17 protein-coding genes are annotated in these 15,539 nt (G+C 67.5%); 4 read left to right on the top strand and 13 right to left on the bottom strand.

Going from position 1 to position 15,539, the window contains the following annotated elements; translation table 11 throughout:
• Window positions 1-8: 8 nt before the first annotated feature.
• The 10 genes from VPH43_RS18640 to VPH43_RS18595 all read right to left on the bottom strand — a co-directional run bounded on the left by VPH43_RS18640 (window position 9) and on the right by VPH43_RS18595 (window position 9,403).
• Window positions 9-1,034, bottom strand: a complete 1,026-nt coding sequence (locus VPH43_RS18640; protein ID WP_328579239.1) for a TRAP transporter substrate-binding protein — start codon at window positions 1,032-1,034, stop codon at window positions 9-11.
• A gap of 82 nt (window positions 1,035-1,116) precedes the next feature.
• A complete protein-coding gene (locus VPH43_RS18635; RefSeq protein ID WP_328579318.1) occupies window positions 1,117-1,896 on the bottom strand; it encodes a putative hydro-lyase in 780 nt (259 codons plus the stop codon).
• Window positions 1,897-2,071: 175 nt separating this feature from the next.
• Window positions 2,072-2,665, bottom strand: a complete 594-nt coding sequence (locus VPH43_RS18630) for a nuclear transport factor 2 family protein (RefSeq protein ID WP_328579238.1) — start codon at window positions 2,663-2,665, stop codon at window positions 2,072-2,074.
• 20 nt (window positions 2,666-2,685) lie between these two features.
• The gene (locus VPH43_RS18625) at window positions 2,686-3,390 is read right to left on the bottom strand and encodes an ABC transporter ATP-binding protein (protein ID WP_328579237.1); all 705 of its coding nucleotides are present in this window, start codon (window positions 3,388-3,390) and stop codon (window positions 2,686-2,688) included.
• Window positions 3,390-4,103: an ABC transporter ATP-binding protein gene (locus VPH43_RS18620; protein ID WP_328579236.1), complete on the bottom strand. Its 714-nt coding sequence runs from the start codon at window positions 4,101-4,103 to the stop codon at window positions 3,390-3,392. The genes VPH43_RS18625 and VPH43_RS18620 overlap by 1 nt, the downstream gene beginning before the upstream one ends.
• Entirely contained in the window at window positions 4,100-5,134 is a 1,035-nt protein-coding gene (locus VPH43_RS18615; protein WP_328579235.1) for a branched-chain amino acid ABC transporter permease, read from the bottom strand. Before VPH43_RS18615 ends, VPH43_RS18620 begins: the two co-directional genes overlap by 4 nt.
• 397 nt (window positions 5,135-5,531) lie before the next feature.
• The gene (locus VPH43_RS18610; protein WP_328579234.1) at window positions 5,532-6,398 is read right to left on the bottom strand and encodes a branched-chain amino acid ABC transporter permease; all 867 of its coding nucleotides are present in this window, start codon (window positions 6,396-6,398) and stop codon (window positions 5,532-5,534) included.
• Window positions 6,399-6,470: 72 nt separating this feature from the next.
• Window positions 6,471-7,733 carry an ABC transporter substrate-binding protein gene (locus VPH43_RS18605; RefSeq protein ID WP_328579233.1) on the bottom strand — a complete coding sequence of 421 codons (1,263 nt, stop codon included), beginning with the start codon at window positions 7,731-7,733 and terminating at the stop codon, window positions 6,471-6,473.
• 201 nt (window positions 7,734-7,934) lie between these two features.
• Entirely contained in the window at window positions 7,935-8,867 is a 933-nt protein-coding gene (locus VPH43_RS18600; protein WP_328579232.1) for a LysR family transcriptional regulator, read from the bottom strand.
• Window positions 8,868-8,881: 14 nt separating this feature from the next.
• Complete coding sequence (locus tag VPH43_RS18595; protein WP_328579231.1) at window positions 8,882-9,403, bottom strand: winged helix DNA-binding protein; 522 nt, start codon at window positions 9,401-9,403, stop codon at window positions 8,882-8,884.
• 156 nt (window positions 9,404-9,559) lie between these two features.
• On the opposite strand from VPH43_RS18595, the gene VPH43_RS18590 reads away from it, so the two are divergent.
• The 3 genes from VPH43_RS18590 to VPH43_RS18580 are packed head-to-tail and all read left to right on the top strand — an operon-like array spanning window position 9,560 to window position 12,395.
• Window positions 9,560-10,570, top strand: coding sequence for a TRAP transporter substrate-binding protein (locus VPH43_RS18590; protein WP_328579230.1), 1,011 nt, complete (start codon window positions 9,560-9,562; stop codon window positions 10,568-10,570).
• A 7-nt stretch (window positions 10,571-10,577) separates the two neighbouring features.
• Window positions 10,578-11,087 (top strand): TRAP transporter small permease, encoded by a 510-nt coding sequence (locus VPH43_RS18585; RefSeq protein ID WP_328579229.1) that lies wholly within the window; start codon window positions 10,578-10,580, stop codon window positions 11,085-11,087.
• A 6-nt stretch (window positions 11,088-11,093) separates the two neighbouring features.
• The gene (locus VPH43_RS18580) at window positions 11,094-12,395 is read left to right on the top strand and encodes a TRAP transporter large permease (RefSeq protein WP_328579228.1); all 1,302 of its coding nucleotides are present in this window, start codon (window positions 11,094-11,096) and stop codon (window positions 12,393-12,395) included.
• Between the two features lie 310 nt (window positions 12,396-12,705).
• Here the strand turns inward: VPH43_RS18580 and VPH43_RS18575 are convergent, their stop codons facing one another.
• Window positions 12,706-12,981: a DUF2164 domain-containing protein gene (locus tag VPH43_RS18575; protein WP_328579227.1), complete on the bottom strand. Its 276-nt coding sequence runs from the start codon at window positions 12,979-12,981 to the stop codon at window positions 12,706-12,708.
• 132 nt (window positions 12,982-13,113) lie between these two features.
• On the opposite strand from VPH43_RS18575, the gene VPH43_RS18570 reads away from it, so the two are divergent.
• Window positions 13,114-13,692: a DUF1579 family protein gene (locus VPH43_RS18570; RefSeq protein ID WP_328579226.1), complete on the top strand. Its 579-nt coding sequence runs from the start codon at window positions 13,114-13,116 to the stop codon at window positions 13,690-13,692.
• On the opposite strand, the gene VPH43_RS18565 is transcribed toward VPH43_RS18570, so the two are convergent.
• Window positions 13,673-14,479 (bottom strand): transglutaminase family protein, encoded by an 807-nt coding sequence (locus tag VPH43_RS18565; RefSeq protein WP_328579225.1) that lies wholly within the window; start codon window positions 14,477-14,479, stop codon window positions 13,673-13,675. The two genes, VPH43_RS18570 and VPH43_RS18565, sit on opposite strands and share 20 nt — an antisense overlap.
• On the bottom strand, window positions 14,476-15,480 hold the full coding sequence (locus VPH43_RS18560) for an alpha-E domain-containing protein (RefSeq protein ID WP_328579224.1): 1,005 nt from the start codon (window positions 15,478-15,480) through the stop codon (window positions 14,476-14,478). The genes VPH43_RS18565 and VPH43_RS18560 overlap by 4 nt, the downstream gene beginning before the upstream one ends.
• Window positions 15,481-15,539: the final 59 nt, after the last annotated feature.

Genomic DNA, 15,539 nt, shown 5'->3' with positions numbered 1-15,539 from the left:
GGTTTTGTTCAGCGGCTCACCAGCGGCGTGCGAGCAGCCCCGGCGGTGTAATAGGGAATCAGGATGGTGCTGGCGTCCCGGCCGGTGGCGCGCACCCACTCGACCGAGAACTTGTCTCCGTAGCGACGCAGCTCGTTGCGGAACTCGAAACTCGGCGCCTCGATGTGCACGCCGTGGCTGGCCAGTTCGCGCAGCGACGCGGCGGACGCCTGCTCGCTGGCGGCCCAGCCGCGCTCTTCGGCCACCTGCGCCGCACGACGCACGGCCTCGCGCTGCTCGGCGGTGAGCGCATCGAAGCGGGCCTTGTTCACCAGCACCAGGTTCTTCGGGAACCAGGCCTTGATGTCGTAGAAGTACTTCAGGTGGTCCCACACCTTGTTCTCCACCCCGGTGACGCCGGAGGTGATCATGCTGTCCATGCGGCCGCTGGCCAGCGCCTTGCCCACGTCGGCCATGGGCACGTCGACCGGCGCGGCGCCCAGCAGCTCGGCGATGCGCACGGTGGTGGCGTTGTAGGTGCGCATGCGCGAGCCCTTGAGGTCGGCCGCGCTGGCGATGGGCCGCGTGGTGTACAGGCCCTGCGACGGCCAGGGCACCGCGTACAGCGGTACCAGGCCGCGCTGCGCCAGCGCCTGCTCCACCACCGGACGCTGGTGCTGCCACAGGCGCCGCGCGTCCTCATAGCTGCCCACCACGAAGGGCACCGAGTCCGCGCCCGCGACGGCCACTTCCTTCACCAGGCTCGTCATGATCACTTCGCCGGCGGCGATCTGCCCGGCTTCCACCTGGGCCCGGATGTCGTTCAGCCGCGCGAGCGAATTGTTCGGATGCACCTCGATCTGCAGTGCGCCTTGCGTGGCGGCGGCCGCCTCCCTGGCGAACTGCCTCAGGTTCTCGGTGTGGAAGGAGTCGGCCCGGTAGCCGGTGGCCAGCTGCCAGGTGGTCTGGCCCCAGGCGCCCGCCATGGCGGCCGCGAGGCCTGCTGCCAAGGCGCAGGAACGCAAGGTGTTGCGCATGTCCATCACCGGGTTCATCGTCGGCTCCTTCAGGGTTGAATCACATCAGGCCACGGTCGGTTCAAGGGGCAAGGTCGGGTCAGGGCTGGTGCCGGCGAGGTCACAGGCTGGCCAGCTGGTTGTTGAGCAGGTCGGTGATCAGCATGGCGCCGGGCGCGTGCGTGATGCAGAACTCCGGGCGTGCCGCCTGCACCACCGCCTGCGGCGTGACACCGCAGGCCCAGAACACCGGCAGCTCGTCGTCGGCCACGTGGATGGGGTCGCCGTAGTCGGGCGCCGTGATGTCGCGGATGCCGATGAGCTCGGGCCGGCCGATGTGCACCGGCGCGCCGTGCACATCCGGAAAGCGGGACGTGACCTGTACCGCACGGATCGCATCGGCCGGCTTGAAGGGCCGCATCGACACCACCATCGGGCCGCGGAACGGGCCCGCCGGCTCGCACTGGATGCTCGTCTTGAACATCGCCACATTGCCACCGCTTTCCACGTGGCGCAGCGGCAGCCCGGCCTCCAGCAGCGCCTGCTCGAACGAGAACGAGCAGCCGATGACGAAGGACACCAGGTCGTCGCGCCAGAGGCCGGTGATGTCGGTGGGTTCGTCCACCAGCTCCCCGTGGCGCCAGACGCGATAGCGCGGCACGTCGGTGCGGATGTCGATGTCAGCGCCCAGCGTGGGCAGCTGCGGCACGCCAGGCTCGGACACCGCGAGCAGCGGGCAGGGCTTGGGGTTGCGCTGGCAGAAGCGCAGGAAGTCGTGGGCCGCCGCGCTCGGCAGGATCACCAGGTTGCCCTGCACATGGCCCGCGGCCAGGCCGCTGGTGTGGCCCTGCCACTGGCCGCTGCGGATGGCTGCGCGGGCCGCAATGGCGCTGCGCAGCATGGGGGCCTGCTCGGCTTGTGAAGGGTGCGAAGGGTTGGACATGGCGGGGTTCGGAAACGATGGAATCGATTCTTGGTTTAGGCCTGCGGCGGCGCAAACGGGAAATTTATGAATCAGGTCATCGAAAGTTTCGATGGGGTGGATGTGAAGCGCTCCGCGTTCCGGGCACGGCGGTTCAGCCCAGCGTGCCGGAGGACGCCGACACGCCGGCGGCGACAAAGCGCTTCAGCGCATCCAGCCGCGGCTCGCCCGGCCAGTAGGCCAGCACCTCGTCGCTGCTGCTCCAGGGATAGCCCAGCGTGTTCACCCAGGCCAGCGCCGCCTGCCACATCGACGGCGGCAGCACCTCGATGCCGGCCACCACGATGTCCAGCCGCTGCACCAGCCAGCGGTCGGTGAAGCGAAAGCGCCAGTCGTAGCGGCCGCAGCCGATGCGCACGTCGCCGCTGCTGCGCTGGGTCATCACGAACAGCCAGTCGCAGGTGAAGGCGCTGGCCTTCAGCGGCTCGTCGGGGCGCTGGAGGCAGAAGGAATAGATGTTCTCGCACGCCTGGTCCACCTCGCTCACCAGCGCCGCGGTGATCGCCTCCAGCCCCTGCAGGCGCGCGGGCGGCGCAGCCGTCCTGCGCAACGACGCCACGTTCACCGTCGCGTCGGCGGCAAAGGCGCGCGCCATCAGGTGCGGCCGGTTGCCGTCCTTGGCCTGCAGGTAGGTCTCGATCAGGTACTGCGCACGGTGGCTGTCGATCCGGGTCTCGCGCCGCGTCATCGCTCGGTCTCGCGGCGGGGTCACAGGCCGAGATAAGCCTTCTTGACTTCCTCGTCGTGCAGCAGCGCGTTGGCCGCGCCGTTCATCACGATGCGCCCGGTCTGGATGACGTAGCCGTCGTGCGCGATCGCCAGCGCCTTGTGCAGGTTCTGCTCCACCAGCAGGATGGCCACGCCGGTTTCGTTGACCCGCTGGATCACGTCCAGCACCTTGGTCACGAACTTCGGCGCAATGCCCCACGAGGGCTCGTCCAGCATCAGCAGCTTCGGTTTGGCCATCAACCCGCGCGCGATGGCCAGCATCTGCTGCTCCCCGCCGCTCATGGTGCCGGCCAGCTGGGTGGCGCGTTCCTTCAGGATCGGGAACAGCTCGAACATCTGGTCGACGCTCTGCGCCACCTCATCGTCGCTGTCGCGGGTGTACGCACCCAGCTCCAGGTTGCGCCGCACCGTGAGCTTGGGGAACAGGCGCCGGCCTTCGGGCACCAGCGAGATGCCCAGCGGCACGCGTTTGTGCGCCGGCAGCGCGTGCACCGGCTGGCCATTGAAGCGGATGCTGCCCGCGTCCAGCGGGTTCAGGCCCGCCACGGCGCGCAGGGTGGTCGACTTGCCGTTGCCGTTGCCGCCCACCAGCGCCACGATGCGGCCCGGTTCGACCTTCAGGCTCACGTCCGACAGCGCCAGCACGCCCTCGTAGCTGACCCGCACATTGGTGACTTCGAGCATCACTCGTCTCCCAGGTAGGCGTGGATCACCGCGGGGTCGCGCGACACCTCGGCCGGCGGGCCCTCGGCAATCTTGGCGCCGCGGTCCAGCACCACGATCTTGTCGGCAATGGGCATGATCCCTTCGAGCACATGCTCCACGATCAGGCAGGCGATGCCCTGGTCGCGGATCTTCAGCACCACGTCCACCGTCTCGCGCACTTCCGACGGGTTCAGCCCCGCCATCACCTCGTCCATCAGCAGCAGCTTCGGTTCGGTGGCCAGCGCACGCGCCACCGCCAGGCGGCGCTGCTCGCTGATGGTCATGCTGCCCGAGGGCTTGTCGGCAAAGCGGTCGAGGTTAACGAACGCCAGCCAGCGCATCGCCGCCTCGCGCGCCTTGCGCAGCTTGCGCTCACGCAGCAGCGCGCCGCTGAGCACGTTCTCCGCCGCCGTCATGCTGGTGAAGGTGCGTGCGATCTGGAAGGTGCGGCCCACGCCGGCGCGTGCACAGGCCTCCGGCGGAAGGCCCGCGATCGGCTGGCCTTCCAGCGTGATGCTGCCGGCGCTGGGCGGAAAGTAGCCCGCCACGCAGTTGAACAGCGTGGTCTTGCCCGCGCCGTTGGGCCCGATCAGGCCGACGATCTGCCCTTTCTCCAGGCTGAAGGACACGTCCTGGTTGGCCGTGAGGCCACCAAAGCGCTTGCTGACCGATTGCAGTTCGAGCAGGCTCACAGTGCAGCCTCCGTGGACGGGGTGGACGGGCGCTGCACATTGCGCACAGCCTCGTGCTCGCTGGTGTCGCGTGCCTGTTCACGGCGCGACTTCCAGCGTCGCATGCGGTCCTGGTACCAGCCGATGATGCCGGTGGGGTAGAACACCGCGATGATGACGATCAGGCCGGCATAGATCACCGTGTCGGTGCCGCGGCCGGTGCCGCCGAAGGCCGCGCGCGTGAGCTCCTCGATCGTGGTGAGCACCACCGAGCCGATCACCGGCCCGAACAGCGTGCCGACGCCGCCCAGGATGGACACCAGCGCCATCTTGATCGACAGTGCGGTGGACAGCACGGAGCCGGGGTCGATGTAGAGCTCCTTCTGCGCATACAGGCTGCCGCCCAGCGCGGTGAAGAAGGCGCTCAGGCTCAAGGCCACCTGCTTGTAGCGCGCGATGTCCACGCCGATGCTGCGCGCGGCGTCCGGCTCGTCCTTGATCGCGCGCAGGTAGTAGCCCAGGTAGCTGCGTTCCACCGCCAGCGTCGCCAACAGGGTGACGACCAGCAGCGCCAGCGCCAGCCAGTAGTACGACTGCTTGTCGGCAAACACCATCGCCCCCAGGCCCTGCTTGTCCATCGGGATGTACAAGCCCACCGCCGTGCCGGCGTATTCCCAGTTGGTGAAAACGATCTGCACGATCTCCGCCACCGCGATGGTGGCCATCGTGAAATAGTGGCCCTTCAGGCGGAAGCACGACCAGCCAAAGGCGCCGCTCAACACCGCGGCCATGACGCCGCCTGCCAGCATCCCCAACCAGGGGTTCACGCCAAACTTCAGCAGCAGCAGCGTCGAGGTGTACGCCCCGATGCCATAGAAGGCCGCATGCCCCAGCGACGCCTGGCCGGCGTAACCGCCCACCAGGTTCCAGGCCACGCCGATCTGCGCGGCCATCAGCGCGAGGATGGCGACGTTGAGATGCGACGGGTCCTTCGTGAGGAAGGGCACCAGCAGCGCGGCAATGGCGGCCAGGACACCGAGTACGAGCGGCATGGCGACTCCGCGCGAGGTTGGAGAAGTCTTTGGATCGAAGCTCATGTCAGTGCTCCACCGGGGGATTGGCGATCTACGAAGACGTCTTGGCTGCGTGCGGGGTTGTGTGCGGCGAGGACGGCGGGCACCCGACTCCGTCCATGTCCCCCGGGCCAGGCTTCGCCTGCCCCTCCTCCTTTACTTCCCGGAGCCGGGTACCCACCGTCCTCGCTTCGATGCACCGTGGTTCCCGGCCCGTCGAACAGCCGCAGCGGTGCCGGATCGGGACGGTGGGGTGTTCTGCGTAGCGAAGTAAAGGAGGAGGCAGCGGCCGCAGGCCGTTGCCGGGGGACATGAGCGCAGCAGAGCACCCCAGCGTCCCGATCAAGCCCCAACCTCGGCATGCGGTGCAGTTCCATCACGCCCTCCCCATCAGCCCTTGCGGCCGGAACATCAGCACCGCCAGGAACAAGGTGAGCACCACCGCCATCTTGTATTGCGGCCCGAGCAGCAGCCCACCCAGCACCTCGATCACGCCCACCAGCATCCCGGCCCAGAAGGCTCCGGTGACGCTGCCGAAGCCGCCGAGGTTGACCACCACGAAGGCCAGCAGGATGAAGTTGGCTCCCACGTCGGGGAAGATGGGGAAGAAGGTGGACAGCAGGCCGCCCGCAGCGCCGGCACAGGCTGCACCAATGCCCCAGGCGAGCGCGAACATCTTGTTGGAGTCGATGCCCATCAGGCGCGCGGCTTCCTTGTCGGCGGCCGTGGCTTCCAGTGCCGCGCCCATCTTGGTGCGGTTGAGGAAGAAATAGACCACCGAGGTCACCAGGATCGCGCCGATGCCCGCGACCAGCTGGGGCCGGCCGATCTGCACGCCAGCGAACTTGACGCTGCCCGCCACCAGCGAGCCTTCGATGGTGCGGTAGTCGGGCTTCCAGAAGAACTGTGCCAGCCCACGAAACAGCAGCATCAGCCCGAAGGTGGTGAAGATCTGGCTCAACGGCGGCGCATCGATGATGCGCTTGATGACGATGCGGTACAGCAGCACGCCGAAGGCGAACAGCATGATCACCGTGAGCGGCAGGGTGAACATCGGGTCCAGCGCGTACAGCGAGAACATCCAGAAGCTGGCGTACATGCCCAGCATCAGGAACTCGCCGTGCGCGAAGTTGGTGATCTCCATCACCCCGAAGATCATCGTCAGGCCGATGGCGACGAGGGCGTAGATCAGCCCGATCAGCACACCCGAGGCGAGTGTCTGAAGCAAGAGGTCAATGGTCATGGCAGGCTCCTTGCCGCGGCGGCGGCCTGCACCCGGATCAAGCAGGGCACAAGCCGGCGCGGCGATCGACGATCAGCGGCGCTGGTCCCACTTCGGCATGGGCCACACCACTTCGCGGGTGGCCAGGTCGGCCGGCCAAATGGTGTTGTACTTGCCGTCGAGGATCTGCACCAGGATGCCGGCGCCCAGGGTGTTCTGGCCGCTCTCGTCGAACTTCACGCCCTTCCACGGCATGATGAGCTTGGCGGCCGGGATGTTGGTCTCGGTGAGTGCCTTGCGGATGGCTTCCGGGTCGGTGCTGCCGGCGCGGTTGATCGCATCGGCCATCACCATCAGGCCGGTGAAGCTGCGTGCGGAGTTGCCGGTGAAGTTGATCTTGTAGCGCGCGTTGAAGAGGTCGTTCACCTGCTTGATGATCGGCTTCTTCTGCGCCAGGTCCAGCGCCCACACTTCGCGCGAGATCACGTACTCGGCGTCCTTGCCCAGCGTCTTCACGAACTCGGTGTCCGCAAAGCCGGCATCGTTGGCCAGGATCATGTCCGGCAGGTAGCCCAGCTCCTTGTAGGTCTTCATCGACAGGATGGCCTCGGAGTACGAGTTCTGCACCAGCACCGTCGGGTTGGCCGCCTTCAGCGTCTGCACTTCCGAGGTGAGCTGCGTCGTCTTGGCCGGGTAGCTCACCTGCTTGACGATGTTGTAGCCCTGCATGCCGGCCATCTTGCTTTGCAGCTTGGAGGCCTCGTTGCCGAACAGCGTGTTCTCGCTGAAGGTGGCCACGCTGGCGATCTTGATGTTCTTCTTGCCTTCTACTTCCTTCAGGAACTCGAAGGCGTTGTGGGCAAAGAACTCATCGTGCGGCGTGGTGCGGAAGAACCACTTGAAGCCGCGCAGGGTGAGCGATTGCGACGAGGACTCCGGGTTCAGGAACGGCACCTTGTTGCGCTCGGCCACCTGGCTGGCCGTGGCCGTGACGTTGCTGTTGTAGGCGCCGACCAGCGCCACCACCTTCTCCTGGCTGATCAGGCGCTCGGCTTCGGTGGAGCCGATCTGCGGGTTGCCCTGGTGATCGGCAAACACCAGCTTGATCTTCGCGCCCTTCAGGTTGGGCAGGCCGCCGCCCGCGGCGAACGGCAGGTCGCCCACGCCCTTGGCCCCGTTGTTGATGATGTCGGCCGCCAGTTCGAGCGCGCTGCGCATCTCGGCGCCGGCTGCTGCCAGCGAGCCGGTGAGCGGATAGATCACGCCGATCTTGATCTCCTGCTGGGCCTGCGCCGAGGCGCCGAACGCTGCGGCGAACGCGGTGGCAACGAGCCTTGCTTTCCAGATTGCTTTCATGTGTCTCCTCGTTGAGGTGGTCATGCAAAGGGGCATGTGAACCATTGTGTTTTCGCTGCCCGGGCCGGCGCAAACGCAAATTCTTTTGGTCTGGCCATCAGTTTTTCTTGTGAGGCCGACCGTGCATCTGCACCGCTTTTGCGCAGGCGCGCACCACGGTGCGGCAGGCGCCTGGCAGTGGTCAGGCGAGACGCGTTCGGCTCAAGCCGAGCCGGCAGCGCGGGGGGCGCGCTTGCCGGCCGATTGGCCGGCGACGAAGTCGTCGATGAACTGCAGCGCGCCCCGCACCACGGCGGCCAGGGCCGACGAGCTCGGATCGAGCCGGTAGCTCGCATGCAGCGGCAGGGCCGGCAGCTCGGTGTCGCAGGGCAGGATGGCGACGTCGTGGCCGCGCACCAGGGTCTTGGCTGCCACGTAGGGCAGCGTGGCGATGCCGAAGCCGCTTTCGATCAGGCGCACCATCGCCGGGATGGACGACACCGTGTGCAGGCGCGGCGGCTCCACACCCGCGCCGCGCAGCAGCTCCAGCAGCGCCACGTGCGGCTGCGAGCCGCGCTGGAAGGTCATCAGTTCCTGGCTGACGATTTCGGCCAGTGAATACGGCTCGCGCCGCTTCATGCTGGTGGGCCCCACGAACACCATGGCCATGGGCGGCAGTGCGCGGGTGCGGATGCCGGTGGCGGCCAGCGACGAGGCCGCGAACACCAGGTCGAGGTTGCCGCGCTTGACCTGTTCGAGCAGCACCGGCGTGATCTCCACCGTGAGCTCGAGCTCGAGCTTGGGATGCTCCGTGCGCAGGTGCTTGAGCAGCGGGATCAGCCAGGTGTGCAGTGCCGACTCCACCGCGCCCACGCGCAGCAGGTGGGCGCTGCCATCCTCGGTGCCCAGTTCGTCGCGCAATTGCCGATGCAGCGCCATCAAGCGCTCGGAGTAGCTCAGGAAACGGACACCGGCGTTCGTGAGGCTGAACTGCTGCTTGTCGCGCCGGTCGATCAGCAGCACGCCGAGTTCCTCTTCCAGCGCGGAGATGCGGCTGGAGATGGCCGACTGCGTCATGAACAGCTTCTCGGCCGCGCGCGTCATGCTGCGCAGGGTGGCCACCCAGTAGAAGGCCTCGACAAAACGCTGGTTCATGGCAGTGCGGCCCGCTAAAGCGAGGTTGCCGCGCGTGCGGCCTGGTCGTACATGCCCGACATGGTGCGCAACAGGCGGGCCAGCTCCCCGATGTCGTGGTTGCGCTCGATGTCCAGGCTGCTCACCAGGCAGGCTTCGCGCACCTGGCGGTATTGCTGCACCGCCGCCTCGCCCGCAGGCGTGGGGCTGTAGGCCACCTCCTTGCCCACCTTGTCCGCCCGCGCCAGGCCGGCGGCCACCAGCTTCTTCAAGGAGTAGGCCACGACGTGCGTATCCTCGTAGTTCAACATGAAGCAAATGTCGGCAAGCTTCTTGTTGCGCGCACGGTGGTTCAGGTTGTGCAGCAGCAGCACGTCGGTGATGGCCAGGTCGGGGCAGCCGGCGGCGTCCATGCAGCGCACGGCCCAGCGCGAGAAGGCGTTCCAGGCCACGATCAGACCGAACTCGAACTCGCTCAGCTCCACGCTGCGCGGGGAGACCAGGTGGGACGACGACACGATGCCGCCGCCGGCGGGGCTGGAGGGTTTGCGCGGCATCGGTGGTTTCCCGGAATTCGTTGATGAGACGTTGAAGTTTTATTGACAATTTATCGTAATGATTTCTAGACTGGGGCACACCCGGGTCAACACCGATCCAGCGCTGCGCCGGCAGCCGCCATGCTCCGTTCCGACCTATTTCCTGCAGGAGTTCGCATGACCGCTCGACGTTCTCTGCTGCTGGGCGCCGCCGCCCTGGCCCTGGCCAGCGCCGCCAGCGCCCAGACCAAATGGGACCTGCCCAGCGCCTACCCCCCCTCCAACTTCCACACCGAGAACCTGGTGCAGTTCGCGGCCGACGTGGACAAGGCCACCGGCGGCAAGCTCAAGATCACGGTGCACCCCAATGCGTCGCTGTTCAAGGCCAACGAGATCAAGCGCGCGGTGCAGGGTGGCCAGGCCCAGGCCGGCGAGATCCTGCTGGCGAACTTCGCCAACGAAAACCCGATCTACGCGCTGGACGGCATTCCCTTCCTTGCCAATTCCTACGAGGACGCCCGGATCCTCTACGACGTGCAGCGCCCCGCGCTGGACAAGCTGCTGCAGTCGCAGGGCATGAGGCTGCTGTACGCGGTGGCCTGGCCGCCGCAGGGCATCTACACCAAGAAGCTGATCAACTCGGTGGCCGACATGCGCGGCATCAAGTGGCGCGCCTACAGCCCGGCCACCGCGCGCATCGCCGAACTGATCGGCGCGCAGCCGGTCACCATCCAGGCGGCCGAGCTGACGCAGGCGCTGGCCACCGGCACGGTGGAGAGCTACATGTCGTCGGGCTCCACCGGCTACGACACCAAGACCTACGAGCACATCAAGAACTTTTACGACACCCAGGCCTGGCTGCCCAAGAACGCTGTCATCGTGAACAAGAAGGCCTTCGAGTCGCTGGACAAGCCCACGCAGGACGCGCTGCTCAAGGCCGCCGCCGAGGCCGACGCGCGCGGCTGGAAGGTGAGCCAGGAAAAGAACGAGTGGTACAAGCAGCAGCTGGCCGACAAGGGCATGACCATCCACCGCCCGCAGGCCAAGCTCAAGCAGGACCTGCAGCAGGTGGGCGCCATCATGCTGGCCGACTGGGAAAAGAGCGCCGGGCCGGACGGGCAGGCGCTGGTCGCCTCCTTCAAGAAGGCTCAGGCCGCCGCGGCCGCCAAGGCGCCGGCCAAGAAGTGAGCCGCCTGTGAGGCGCCTGCTCGACGCGCTGTACGACGGTGCCGCTGCCCTGGCGGCGATCGCCATGGTGGGGCTGCTGGTGGCGGTGCTGCTGTCGGTGGTGAGCCGGCAGCTGGGCTTCAACGTGCAGGGTGTGGACAGCTATGCCGGCTTCCTGCTGGCCGCGGCCGGTTTCCTCTCGCTGGCGCACACGCTCAAGCGCGGCGAGCACATCCGCGTGACCTTGCTGGTGAACGCGGTGCCCCCGCGGCTGCGGCGCGCGCTCGAGATCTGGACGCTGGTGGCCGGCACCCTGCTGGCCGGGCTGTTCGCGTTCTACAGCGCCAAGCTGGCCTGGCAGTCGCATGAGTTCAACGACGTGTCCACCGGCACCGACGCCACGCCGCTGTGGATACCGCAGCTGGCGATGGTGGTGGGCGCGCTGGTGCTGCTGATCGCGATGCTGGACGACCTGGTGCTGGAGCTGCGCGGCCAGCGGGTGCTGCCGGCCACCGAGGAGCCGCTTCGCAATGAATGAGCCCGCATGAACGACCTGCTCGTCACCACGCTGCTGATCGCGGCGCTGTTCCTGATTCTCGCGAGCGGGGTCTGGATCGGGCTCACGCTCTCGGGCGTGGCCTGGATCGGCATGCAGCTGTTCAGCGCCCGGCCCGCGGGCGACGCGATGGCGCTCACCATCTGGGGCTCGTCCTCCAGCTGGACCTTGACCGCGCTGCCGCTGTTCGTGTGGATGGGCGAGATCCTGTTCCGCACGCGCCTGTCGCAGGACATGTTCAAGGGCCTGGCGCCCTGGATGCAGTGGCTGCCCGGCCGCCTGCTGCACGTGAACGTGATGGGCTGCGCCATCTTCGCCGCGGTGTCGGGCTCGAGTGCGGCCACCTGCGCCACCATTGGCAAGATGTCGCTGCCGGAGCTGGCCAAGCGCGGCTATCCGGACGACATCTCCATCGGCTCGCTGGCCGGCGCCGGCACGCTGGGCCTGCTGATCCCGCCCTCGATCATCATGATCGTCTACGGTGTCACCGCCGACGTGTCGATCGCGGAGCTGTTCATCGCCGGCGTCATCCCCGGCATCATGCTGGCGCTGCTGTTCTCCGGCTACATCGTGCTGTGGGCCTTGCGCCACCCTGGCGCCGTGCCGCCGCGCGACCAGCGCCTGTCCTTCATGCAGAAGCTGGCGGCCTCGCGCAGCCTCATCCCGGTGGTGCTGCTGATCGTGGCGGTGCTGGGCTCCATCTACACCGGCGTGGCCACCGCCACGGAGGCCGCGGCCATCGGCGTGGTGGGCTCGCTCGTCCTGTCGGCGGCGCAGGGGTCGATGGACTGGGCCACCTTCAAGCAGTCGCTGCTGGGCGGCACGCGGCTGTATTGCATGATCGCGCTCATCCTGGCCGGCGCGGCTTTTCTCACCTTGTCGATGGGCTACATCGGCCTGCCGCGCCACCTGGCCGAATGGATCGCCACGCTGGGCCTGAGCAAGGTGCAGCTGATCGTGGCGCTCACGATCTTCTATGCCATCCTGGGCTGCTTCCTCGACGGCATTTCCATGGTGGTGCTCACCATGGGCGTGATCATGCCCACCGTGCAGAAGGCCGGCATCGACCCGCTGTGGTTCGGCATCTTCATCGTGCTGGTGGTGGAGATGGCGCAGATCACGCCGCCGGTGGGCTTCAACCTCTTTGTGCTGCAGGGCATGACCAAGCGCGAGATCAGCTGGATCGCCCGCGTGACCCTGCCCTTCTTCTTCATCATGGTGGTGGCGGTGGCGCTGGTGTATGCCTTCCCGCAGCTGGTGACCTGGCTGCCGGCGCACATGAAGGGGTGACGGTCCGCTGGTGGTGGCGCGGCGGACGCGGCTGGCGGGCTGGTGCGGCGAGGGCGGCGGGTGCCCGACCCCGCTCATGTCCCCCGGCGCAGGCTGCGCCCGCGCCTCCTCCTTTACTTCCCGGGGTCGGGCACCCGCCGCCCTCGCTTCGACGCGCAGTGGCTTTCAACCGTCGAACAGCCCGGTGTTGCCAGATCGGGACGGCGGGGCGTTCTGCGTAGCGAAGTAAAGGAGGAGGTGACGGCCGCAGGCCGGCGCCGGGGGACATGAGCGCAGCAGAGCGCCCCGCCGGCCCGATCCCGCCGCACCCTCAGCGTCGCTTCTTCTGCCCCTGCTCGTACTTCTGCCAGTAGCCGAACTCGTCCTTGTGGCATTCGATGTCCAGCTCCTGCACCCGCATCAGCAGCCGTTCCTGCACGTCGGCCACCGCCTGGTTGTAGATGCAGGGGCCGACCTCCTCGAGAAAGAAACCAAGCAACCCCATCGCCTGGATGTTGCCGATCGGCTCGTCCATGTGTTCCTTGAAGTAGCGTTCGATGGAGAGGATCGCCTGGTTGCGTGCGTCCTTGTTCAGTTCGATGCCCATGGGTGTTTTGCCATGCTAGGGGATGTCGGTCACTGTAGTCCATCCTCCCAGAACCGCCACTGGTCGCATGCACGCCTGAGACCGCGCCGCCCCTCCTAAGATGCGCGCCTTTCATCCACCGGGAGTGCCGCCATGCGCACCATGATGTCCACGATCACCCTGTGTCTGTTGTTGGCCGCAGGCATGGCGCAAGCCCAGCCCGCCGCCGCGCCGCCGGCCACGCCGGCTGCCGTGTACGAGCCGGTGCGACTGCAGGCGGGCGTGTGGGACGCGGACATCAGCTTCTTCGACCCGGCCAGTGGCGAGCGCACCGGCGGGGCCAAGGGCGTGCAGACCAATGTGCTGCTGGCCAACGGCCATTGGGTGACCAACGACCTGCAGGTGCACGGCCCCGAGGGTGCCAAGGGCCAGCCCACTTTCCAGGGCCACGGCGTGTGGGGCTGGGATCCCGTGGCGCGGCAGTACGTGGACACCTGGGTGGACACCAACGACGGCGCGGTGCGCACCGACTACGGCTTCTGGAACGAACAGACGCGCACGCTGTACTGGACCGCCCTGCAGCCCGACGGCAATGGCCACTCGGTGAACTACCGCATGACCGAAGCGTACGAGGGCAACGACAAGCGCACCCTCACCTTCTACCAGGTGGCCCTGCAATCCGGCCGGCTGGTGAAGCTGGCCGAGATGCGCTTCACGCGTCGGCCCGGCTGATGCTCACGCTGACCTCCATGCGCTCCTCGCCACCTCCGCTGCGCATGCCGCGCACCGGCGCGCAGGCGGCGTAGTCGGGGCCCACCGCCAGGCGAACATGGCGTTCGTCGATGGCGCAAGCATGGGTGATGTCCATGCCCAGCCAGCGCCGCGCTTGCGTGTCCAGGCAGACCTCGGCCCAGGCATGGCTGGCCAGCGCAGGTGCGCCTGGCGCATGGAAATAGCCGCTCACGTACCGCGCCGGCAGGCCGAGGCTGCGGCAGGCGGCCACGAACACATGGGCCTGGTCCTGGCACACGCCGCTGCCATGGTCGAAGGCCTGTGGCGCGGTGGTGTGCACGCTGGTCTGCCCCGGCTCATAGCGCACCCGGTCGCGCACGCCGGCGGCCAGCTGCAGCACGGCCGCCGCGTCGGCTTGGGCAGGCGCCAGCAGGCTGCGCGCCCACTGGTGCAGCGGCGCATGGGCGCAGGCCAGCGGCGTGGGCCGCAGGTACAGCCAGGGCGGCGGCATGTCCGGTTCCTCGTCCACTGTCCACGGCGACGCATGGGTGCTCACCACGCCATGCGCGTGCACCCGCCCTCGCACCGCGCGTCGCGCTAGCGTGCAGGTGTGCATGCAGTTGCCGAAACCGTCGGTGCTGGCGAACAGGCGGCCCGGCCCGCTCACCTGCCACTGCTGCACCGTCTGGTGCGCCGACGAGCGCGGCGTGAGGCACAGCGTCTGGATCGCGTGCTTCAGCGGCTCGCTGTAGTGGTACTCGGTGGTGTGCGTGATCGCCAGGATCACGCGGCAACCGGCACGAGGAAGTCGCGGCTGATGCCATAGCCCACGTCGCCCACCCGGTCGAGGAACTGGGTGAGGAACGCGTGCAGCCCGGTGGCCAGGATTTCGTCGATGCGGGCGTACTGCAGGTCGGCATGCAGGCGGCCTGCACGCCGCAAGGTTTCACCGCTTTGCTCGTTGGCCACGTGGTGCAGGTTGTTCACCACCTCGCAGATGCAGGCGGCCAGCGAGCGCGGCATGTCTGCGCGCAGGATCAGCAGCTCGGCCACCTTCTCCGGCCGGATCACGTTGCGATAGACCTTGCGGTACACCTCGAAGCCGGACACCGAGCGCAGGATCGCCGACCAGTGATAGAAGTCGAATTCCGGCTGGTCGCGCGCGATCATCTGCGTCTGGCGCATGCCGTTCATGGTCTGCGTCTGCTGCATGCCATAGAACTCGCCGCTGGTCAGCGCATGGAACTTCACGTCCAGCAGGCGCGCGGTGTTGTCGGCCCGCTCCAGGAAGGTGCCGATGCGCAGGAAATGCAACGCCTCGTCCTGCAGCATGGTGCCCACCGTGACGCCGCGGCTCAGGTGCGAACGGAACTTCACCCATTCGAACAGCGCGCTCGGATCCTTGCGGAAGGCGGGGCCGGCGAGCAGGCGGTTGAACTCCAGCCAGGTCTGGTTCTGCGTCTCCCACACCTCGGTGGTGAGCGCGCCCCGCACCGCGCGCGCGTTCTCGCGCGCCGCGCGCAGGCAGGCCACGATGCTGGACGGGTTGGCGACGTCGCGCACCATGAAGTCCATGACGTTGTCGGCGCTCACCTTGTCGTACTTCTTGTGGAAGGCGTGGGTGAGCTCGGAGATGCTGAGCAGGCCGCGCCAGCCCTGCTCGGCCATGTCGGCCGACTGCGGCAGCAGCGCGGTCTGGTAGTTCACGTCCAGCATGCGGGCCGTGTTCTCCGCCCGCTCCATGTAGCGGGCCATCCAGTAGAGGTGGTCGGCGGTTCTTGATAACACGTCAGGCCTCCTGCCGGGCCGCCCCAAGGGAGGCCTGCGCCCCCTCGGGGGGCAGCGAA

Source organism: Ideonella sp. BN130291 (genome assembly GCF_036231905.1).
Taxonomy (GTDB): Bacteria; Pseudomonadota; Gammaproteobacteria; order Burkholderiales; family Burkholderiaceae_C; genus CAMLIZ01.
This window is presented reverse-complemented; position numbering and strand designations above follow the sequence as displayed.